Source organism: Paenibacillus sp. NPDC093718 (genome assembly GCF_050279985.1).
GTDB lineage: Bacteria > Bacillota > Bacilli > Paenibacillales > Paenibacillaceae > Paenibacillus_AQ.
The window spans coordinates 78,534-87,672 of the sequence record NZ_JBNNUS010000016.1; the positions used below are offsets into that span (position 1 = coordinate 78,534).

General features: G+C 34.8%; 7 protein-coding genes. All 7 read left to right on the forward strand.

Features of this window, described 5'->3' with window-relative positions:
* The first annotated feature begins 930 nt into the window (after positions 1 to 930).
* Complete coding sequence (locus tag ACQKPA_RS30850) at positions 931 to 1,602, forward strand: SprT-like domain-containing protein (protein ID WP_427496182.1); 672 nt, start codon at positions 931 to 933, stop codon at positions 1,600 to 1,602.
* Positions 1,603 to 1,903: 301 nt separating this feature from the next.
* The gene (locus tag ACQKPA_RS30855) at positions 1,904 to 2,407 is read left to right on the forward strand and encodes a GNAT family N-acetyltransferase (protein ID WP_427496183.1); all 504 of its coding nucleotides are present in this window, start codon (positions 1,904 to 1,906) and stop codon (positions 2,405 to 2,407) included.
* 285 nt (positions 2,408 to 2,692) lie between these two features.
* Positions 2,693 to 3,598 carry an AbaSI family restriction endonuclease gene (locus ACQKPA_RS30860; RefSeq protein WP_427496184.1) on the forward strand — a complete coding sequence of 302 codons (906 nt, stop codon included), beginning with the start codon at positions 2,693 to 2,695 and terminating at the stop codon, positions 3,596 to 3,598.
* A gap of 165 nt (positions 3,599 to 3,763) precedes the next feature.
* Positions 3,764 to 4,693, forward strand: coding sequence for a copper amine oxidase N-terminal domain-containing protein (locus ACQKPA_RS30865; protein WP_427496185.1), 930 nt, complete (start codon positions 3,764 to 3,766; stop codon positions 4,691 to 4,693).
* A 193-nt stretch (positions 4,694 to 4,886) separates the two neighbouring features.
* Complete coding sequence (locus ACQKPA_RS30870; RefSeq protein ID WP_427496186.1) at positions 4,887 to 6,749, forward strand: AAA family ATPase; 1,863 nt, start codon at positions 4,887 to 4,889, stop codon at positions 6,747 to 6,749.
* A 475-nt stretch (positions 6,750 to 7,224) separates the two neighbouring features.
* On the forward strand, positions 7,225 to 8,166 hold the full coding sequence (locus ACQKPA_RS30875; RefSeq protein ID WP_427496187.1) for a hypothetical protein: 942 nt from the start codon (positions 7,225 to 7,227) through the stop codon (positions 8,164 to 8,166).
* Between the two features lie 197 nt (positions 8,167 to 8,363).
* Positions 8,364 to 8,918 (forward strand): YdcF family protein, encoded by a 555-nt coding sequence (locus ACQKPA_RS30880; protein ID WP_427496188.1) that lies wholly within the window; start codon positions 8,364 to 8,366, stop codon positions 8,916 to 8,918.
* The last annotated feature ends 221 nt before the right edge of the window (positions 8,919 to 9,139 follow it).

Sequence of the window (9,139 nt, forward strand, 5' to 3'; positions counted from 1 at the left end):
TGAAAAATGAATCAAACGCCAGTATATGAAGTTAGTTACTCAATTTCATCTATGATTCAATAGAGAGCTGCCGAAACAAAACTCTAAGAATACCAGTATCGTGGTGAATCTTGTATAACCCTCAAATATAGGTGCTGCGTATGTAGAATATTGTCGAAAGAAGGGCTATAGTATTAAATTTCTTATTGAAAACCTTCCAAATGCTTGATATAATCTCAAGCAGAAGAGATAATAGACAATAAGAAAGCAGGCCCATGAAAGTTCATTTTTTCGAAAAAATGCTTCATGTGCTTTTGATAGTATTATTTAATTGTTTTGTTGCTTTGATGCTTTGTTGCTCTAAGCTGGTAACTTAGAACAACAGTGTTGAACGGATTTGGTAGATCCGAATCAACGTTGGTGGTAAATGGTAAAATAGCTGATAATTCCGACCTAGCCTGGTAAGCTAGGTTTTTTACTGTCTTCAGACAGGGAAGCTTGAAAGGAAATATAAAAGCCCTGCATCCATCCGATAACGGAGAGAGACAGGGCTTGGTAGACTCCAGTATGTAGCAAGAATCCCTCAATGATCCTTTCGCTTATACCTTGATTCACTAAGACAAATTTGGTATAATTAACGTATATAACGTTAAGAAAGTCATTGAGTTGGCCTGTTCCCGATCTTCCAAATCGGATGAGCTGCTTAAGAAGCTGGTAACTTCTTAAAACCGCCTGAACTTGATGGCTTTTTTTATATTCAATTTTAGTATGTTGTTCAGAGGTTTAAATATTTCCTTGATGAATATAATACCATACCAGTCTAGCAATTGAAAGTCGAAAAATGGGATAAAGTGACTAGGAACAAATACCCATATTATATTTTTGAATATTAATACTCAAAAATATATACTAAATTATAACCAAATTTTCACGTCAAGAGGTTGTTAAAAGATGAATGATACAAATATAAAGAAAGTCACGGAGGAGCTACATAATGCCTTTCACGCTTTAAATTCTTCGATTTTTAATAATCAGCTGCCTGAGCCGGCAATTACAATTCAGTCCGGAGGAAAACGATCTACAAAAGGTTGGTTCACGAATGTTCCAATATGGCGTAATAAAGAAGGGGATATTAAGAAGTACGAAATCAACATCGCTGCAGAATATTTGAATATAGGATATCTGGAAACGATTCATATTATTTTACATCAAATGATTCACTTATTTTGTATGGTTAATCATATTAAGGATACATCCAGGAATGGGGAGTACCATAATAACAGGTTTAAAGAGATTGGTTTGAAATACGGTCTTTACTTCAAAACAAATAGCCCCGATAAACGAAAAGGGTGGTATGCCACAAATTTATCTGATGAAGTAAAGTCGCTTGCAGAAACGTTTAGTATCGATCGGACTGTTTTCACGCTTGCTCGAGATACGTATGGGAATTACAAACATGAAAATGATAGTGAATTAGATGAAGAAGATACTCTTCCTAAAAAGAAAAAAAGCAACAGCATAAAATGGATATGCCCCGTATGTGGTGTATCTGTCCGATCCACTAAAGAAGTAAATATAATGTGTGGAGATTGCCGGGAAACCATGGAGGCCGAAATCGAATAAAACAGACTTATTTGAATATACTATTAATGTGAAACCGTTTGGTATAAAACTGCTGGACAAGGAGATTGCAATATTTTATTGCAGTCTCTTTGTCGTGCCCTGATGCTATAATTGAGAACAATAACAAATAATTTTTTTGAGATGTCTCTGTTGGATAAAGTTGAACTAGAAAACAAAAGATTCGTGTTACTGGTTCAAATTTAAATTCAGACATGAGAATTTATATTATATGGTAGAAGAAACAGAGAAGAAATTGAGGATGGAGATCCAGCCAATAAAAGAAAAAAACAAGGAGAAGATCATGAGAATTGTAAGAAACATTAACGCCGTCTGGACAAAAAAACATATTGATTTTGTTGTTAATAATGTAGAAAGTTATGGCGAAATTTTCAGATCCCAAGAAGAGATTGAACAAGAGCTGCAAAGAATAGAGAATGGCAATCCATCGCAGCGGTGTAAGTCTCCAAACCATTGTTATGAATTATTTATTGAAGATGGTTCTTATATCGGTGATATCACGTTAACACATAGAGGAAATGAAACCTATGAACTTGGTATTTTGGTGTTTGATAAATATGCCGGCAATAGAAATGCAAAGACAGCCATACAACTTTTTATCGACCTATACTTTAATGAAGGGATTGGTAGAAGAATAGAGGCGACAATCTTAGTTACCAATCCCTACAGAAAAAAAATTAGAAGAATCCTACTGGAAAGCGGCTTTAATTATGATCATGTCAATGGATCATATTATACTGAAAAATCGGATCACCGCTACTTGAACAAAAATGATATGAATGGATAATCATGAGCCGTGGAGACAGAGTATAGTCCAATTTCGAGGTATACCTTGCTAAATACCTAAAACGTGAAATTGCGGATATTTTGAGAGCTGAAGGGCTCTTTTTTTTGTACACTTCAACCGATAAATACACTGAATACATCAAGGAGGAATATGTAAAGTAAACCAAAGAGGCTGCAATAATAAACTCTTATCATGTTTGTATTGTTCAAACCCCTATCTGGAACTGAAGGAGAACCATGGTATAAAGAGATATTAAGGATTATAAAGGTAGAAAGGGTGGAGGGTATGGAGAAACGCGATTATTTAGTAAAAACTTTATCACGTACAAAAAGAAAGGATTATGAAAACTATATTATCAATGCAATCTGGCACAAAATTGATAATATGGAACTGAAACCTGTTAGTCAGCAATATGTAAAACTCAAGAATGGTAAACACGCTCTAATGGATCTATACTTTCCGCAGCTTCAGATAGCAATTGAAGTAGATGAAGCATACCATCTAAAAAATCAAGAAGCAGATAACCTCAGATTGGATGAAATAATCGCTGCTGTTAATGAAGATTCTAACTCTGACTTCATCTGTCTAAGAATAGATGCATCTCAATCGATAAAATCGATAAATTATCGAATTAGTGAGGTCATATCAATCATCCAGGAGAAGGCTTCTAGTAAGCAATTAAAGTGGTTGACATATGAAGAGGAACTAGATCAAATTAAGCAGCAAGATTACCTTACTATTTATGATGATGTATCGTTTAAAAATATCACCGACATAGCTAATACAATATTCGGAAAAAAATTTAAGGGATTTCAAAGAAGCGGTTTTAGAGTGACGGATACACTTTGGATTTGGTGTCCAAAGCTAGCTGTTAAGATTGATGGGGAAATTAAGTCTCCGGCAAGAGGATGGTTAAATATTTTGGCTGATGACTGGTCCTATATCGATGAGTCTCAGGAAAATCAAACTGAGGAAGAAAGAATTGCACTTATTGATGATGATTTAAGCTTAAATAAGGAAAGAGCGGTCTTTGCGAATTATAAAGACAATTTAGGAATAAATCGCTATAGATTCGTAGGAGTATTTAAGAGTTCAGGATTGTCTCCTGATGACCCCAAGTATATAAGATATAACCGTATCCAAGACAAAACAAAAATCATTAATGCACATTTCATTACCAAAAATAGGTGAACAGTCGGACTGTTTTTTGTTTTAATGAGAAGGAGAATGGTAAATTGCTTCATCGAGGCACGAAACACGAAAAGATAAGGCGGATTCAAATAGAGGATTTATAATAACCTTTATTTTAGTAAGGACCTACGATTGATTCCAGAAGGTAAAAGGAGAATGTTACTTATGAAAATGAAAATAGCTATTGCTACAGCTGCTATCTTGTTTGCAATATCTTCTAGCGTTGTTAGCGCTGATGCTCGTAAAAATGTAACCGTTAACGGGCAAGCCGTTTTATTTGACCAGAACCCAGTCGTGAAGAGTGGGGTTACTTTGGTTCAATTCAAACCAATATTTAAAGAGCTTGGTATCTCTGTACAATGGAACCAACAGAAGAAACAGATCACCGGCACTAAAAACGGAAAGCACATTGTTCTCACTGTTGGCAGTAAAACTGCGTATGTAAATGGGATTCCTATTAAGCTTGATGTTCCTGCGCAAATAGTTGATGGTAGCGTGTTTGTTCCGCTTAGATTTATCAGCGAATCCACTGGTTCTTATCTCGGAATTAAAGGTAATCTGATCGAGATTAGAAACTTTTCTGTCCAAGGAGCAACAACACAGCCGCAACCAGTTAAACCACAAGTTCCCCAAGTCAATAACGCTACTGATGATGAGATTACGAATTATCTTAACTCTTATTTTTCAACTGTTTCCTACAGCAAACAAATTTATGACCTCAGATATTTAACAGTATCTAACACCAACGGTTTCTTCAATGTAGGTGTTTACGTTGAAGACCTAAGTCAAATGAAAGCTTTAATCTCTACTGGCCCAGAGTATCCACACAAAGTTATGGGCGAGGTAGCTAACGTTCTGCATACAAAGTACAATAAGGACAACATCGGGATTTTAATGCACTTAGACTTCGATGCTCCTTTCTACCCTGATTCTTTCCATGCGAGTGCGATCACCGACAATGGAGATGGTACATATCACGTCAATGTGCCTGCTATCTCATTAATGTATGATTTCAACAAAAAAACAGTACGTGTTTATGCCATCAATCCTGACAACAAGTACAATGTAAGTTTGCTTTCAGAGTTTAAACTATAACTAATAACTAACTAACAGATACAATTATAGATTAACCATAATGTAAAAGCTGCTATCAGCGGCTTTTTTTATTTAAAAGAGAAGGAGAGTGATAAATAAAATGGTATAATTATCCTCGATTAGTCTTTTTGCGAGTGTTAAAATGAATAATTTCCTGAAGCAGTTAAAATTATATAAAAGGGAAGACTAGAATATGAATTATCTTATTAAAGATCTTATTTTAGAAGATAGCATATGTAGTAATTATGAGATATATGGACAATCGGAAAATGAATTAGAACACCTATCGAAAATCAATTTATTTGTGGGGGCAAACAACTCGGGAAAGAGTCGCTTCATTAGAAATCTTTTCTTGCAATCGCCTTATGTTTTCAAACCCTATTGCACTGAAACGATCAAATCACTAAATATTTTAATCAATAATTATAAGACCGAACTAAACTATCTTATAAATCAATATCATATCTCAGATTACGGTGGGATAATTGAAGGTTCACAGAAGATAGATTCTGTAGAGAATATTATAGAAAATGATCGGTATATAAAAGATTTTGTTCAAAATATTAATAATAGTATTTATATGAAGTCAGATCAACCAGTAACTCATAATAGAGGTGGTTGGACTACTTCTTATGATACAAAGAAAATAGCCACTGAAATCAATGAATTTGGAAGTGAATATAAAGAGAAACTGGAAAAAATCATTGGTGACGTTCCAGATGTTTTTAATTTTAGAAAGGTCTATATCCCAACATTGAGAGGATTAAGGCCATTTTCTGATGAGACCGATTATTACTCCAAACGTACCGTAAAAGATTACTTCCCAAATTTGCATAATACGGATACTGTATTTACTGGTCTTGAGATGTATAAAAAAGTAAGAGATCTTCTTCTAGGTAATTTAGAAGAGAGAGAAAAGATAGCCGATTTCCAGATTTTTTTAGGTGAAACTTTTTTTGATGGACAAGAAGTGGCTCTTATACCAGCTATTAATTCTGACGTATTAAACGTCAAAATAGGAAAAGAGAAAGAGCGCCCAATTTATAGTCTTGGAGATGGTATTCAATCAATAATTATATTAACTTTCCCCTTATTTATTAATAAGAATGAAAACTTGCTAGTTTTTATTGAGGAGCCGGAATTATATATGCACCCAGGCTTACAAAGGAAACTAATTGAAACCTTTATGGGTTTTAAGAACTTTCAATACTTTATAACTACACATTCTAATCATTTCTTAGACCTAACACTAGATATCGAACAGATATCAATTTATAAATTCAGAAAGCATTTTAACAGTGAGGAGTCTTCCCAACGTGAGGTTACTGCAAACTTCATTGTGGAGAATACAAGTAACGAAGATAAAAGTATATTGGAAATGATAGGGGTTAGGAACTCATCAATTTTTTTAGCAAATTGCACAATTTGGGTAGAAGGTATTACTGATAGATATTATCTGAGACATTATCTTGGGCTCTACATGAAATCTTTACAAACAGATTATAAAGAAGACTTGCATTATTCATTCGTTGAATACAGTGGTGGCAATATTACTCATTGGTCATTTTTAGATGATGATACTGTTAGTAATGATCAAAAATACAGAACAATGAATGTTGATAGAATTTGTAATAGATTATTTCTAATAACAGATAAAGACAGTGAACAAAAACTTGAACGCCAAAAGAAATTAAAAAAAAGACTTGGAAAAAATTATTTTTGTTTACCAGTAAGGGAAATTGAAAACTTAGTAAGTAAAGAGGTCCTTTTAAAGGTTTTAACTGAATATGAAAAGAAAGGTATCGATGAATTAAAATTTCGGCGTAACGTTGTGGAAGCAGATTATAAAGATGAGTATTTAGGTTCTTTTATTGAAAATAATCTTCTCAACAAAAAAAGAAAAGGGGCATACTCAGCACCTTCTGGAACCATATCAGATAAGTTGGCTTTTTGCAGAAAAGTTATTTCGCACACCCATAAACTTGAGGATTTATCCGCAGATGCAATCAAAGCTGTAAAAAAAATATATAATTTTATTGTTGATAGCAATAAATAAAACTATTTTAACACCTCTTCAAGAAGCGGTTTTATTAACACACGCTTATTAGCAAATGCTGATATATATGTCGGGTGACAAAAACATAGTTACATTAGAAGCTGCTGATTATGCGGCTTTTTATATTTATGTTATCAAGTTCTTGTCAAAACACAATGACAAGAACTTGATAACATTCCCCACCGATGACAAGAACATTGTTACATTCCCGATATGATTTCATCGTCGGCAGTAGACGCCCTTTTATTAAACTAACGGGTCTTGTCCATGCTTAGGCCAAGAGTTTATGTGATTTTTCATAAATTTCGTAGAGGTGATATCGACGGTTATCCGTTTATTTTCGAACAAAATTCTTATTTTCCATCGAAAAAGCGTGTGAAAAAAAGTGGTTTCCATATATCTTTTCAAGAAAGAAAAAAAGGTATATAGTAGCCTTCAAGCCAATTGGGCCAAAAGAGATGGGAGAGGAACAACCATGTATCTGACTTCTCAAGAAAGACATAAAATTATACTTAAACTTACTCAACCCCAAAAAAACGCACTGCAGGTATTTTCAAAACTGTCTCAAAAATCTTACTTTGCGAATGTGCTCGCTTCGCACAAAGGGACTGAACGCTATGCTTTTGAAGGTTTTATCGACCATGGTGAGGTCAGCGATCGTGTAACATGTCTTTGTGGCAAGTCATTACGCTATGAGTTTATTCTCAGAGACTTACGTGCTAGTTGTTCGATCAGCCTCGGGAGAACCCACTTTCAAAAAGAATTGGATATCCCCGACCATATTGCACGACTCGTAACAAAAGGACTACACACTATAAATATAGAACTCGATGAGGTATTGCATAGATTTGATCAGAATGATCTCAATTTGCCGCAGTCTATTCTTGAGCATATTGATAAGCTGGATGTGCCAAGCGAGATTCAGTGTCTACTTAATGCTCAATTGCCGCTGCTTGGACGACATAAAGAGTACTTATTCGATCACACAAAAAAATACCGACTACCGAAGATACCGGTTTCTCAGCAAGATGTGAACCAACCCCCAAGTAGACATGATAGGTTTTTGGAATATAATGAGTTCGAAGTGAAATACGGACAAAGCATTGAGGAGTATTTTAAGAGAAAGGAACAGCCTCATGACTTTCGGTGCCGAAAAGATCGTAGATTACGAAGCCTTAAGTATTCTTCAGTCTATGGAATTATGGATTATTTAATTGATGAAAAGGGCTTGGAAAAAAGTGCGATCTTCGTAGATCACCCATGTATCCCTTATGTGAAGAATTATCTAAATAAGAACCCAGATAAGTATAAGGTGCGTCCATATAGCGGTCATAACGCAGAGTATAAATATGTGGCTATACCCGGTCCATTTGAAGTTGAACCTGTGCTAGAAGATAGAAGTAAGTATTATATGTAGAAGTAAGTATTATAGCGCCGGGAAAATTGAAGCCAACTATATGAAGAACAAATGAGATTAAGCTAACGGGAAACGATAGCTCAATAAAAACAAGAAGGCAGCCGCCCAACGTGGATCGGCTGCCTTTGTTCGACTAATGGGCAGGATGGTGGGGGACGATGGCGAATACATATGTGAAATCTGTAAGGAGGTTCACTATGTCTTTTCCATTTGATTGCATTAGTGATTTTATGTTTTTCGAAACTAAGATCGGACAGGCAGATGTTATTTTAATCCCAGGCGCAAGTCAACCTCAGTTAATGGAAAGAGCCGCAACCTTATATCATCAAGGGCTCTCTTCCTATATATTACCTTCTGGAGGTTCCACCCCATATGTAGAAACAACCGAATGGGAATATCTACGAAATGTTGGTGTGTCGTTAGGGATTGATCCAAAAGCAATACTTAAAGAAGATAAAGCAACGAATACTTTTGAAAATGCTCGTTTCTCTTTGGAAGTATTACAGCAACAAGGGATTCAACCTAAAAAAATTATATTGGTCTGTAAAAATTATCATGCACGAAGAGCACTACTAACTTATCAATTTCATTTTCCTAGAGAGACTGTTTTTTTTGTTAGTCCAATCATTGATAAATCAGGGACAACTAAAGAGAACTGGTTTCTAGAAGAAGATAAAATAAAGCGCGTAATGGATGAGTTAGAGAAGGTTGGGAAATATTTTAGGCGTCAAATACCGAAGTGGGTTGAATAGCTAATTATTGAACTAACGGGAAACGTTAGTTCAATACAAACACAGCGATTGAAATTTGCTATTAAATGAGCTGAAAGTGAAATTTTGAAAAGCAAACCTGCGGAAGATCGCTCTATATAAAGATATAGATTATTTTATTGAAATATTTTCTAGGGTATGTCGATTTTTTTATATACCGTTCGTCAATTAAATAGAGGCAAGAAAGAATGCTTCAAACTCAC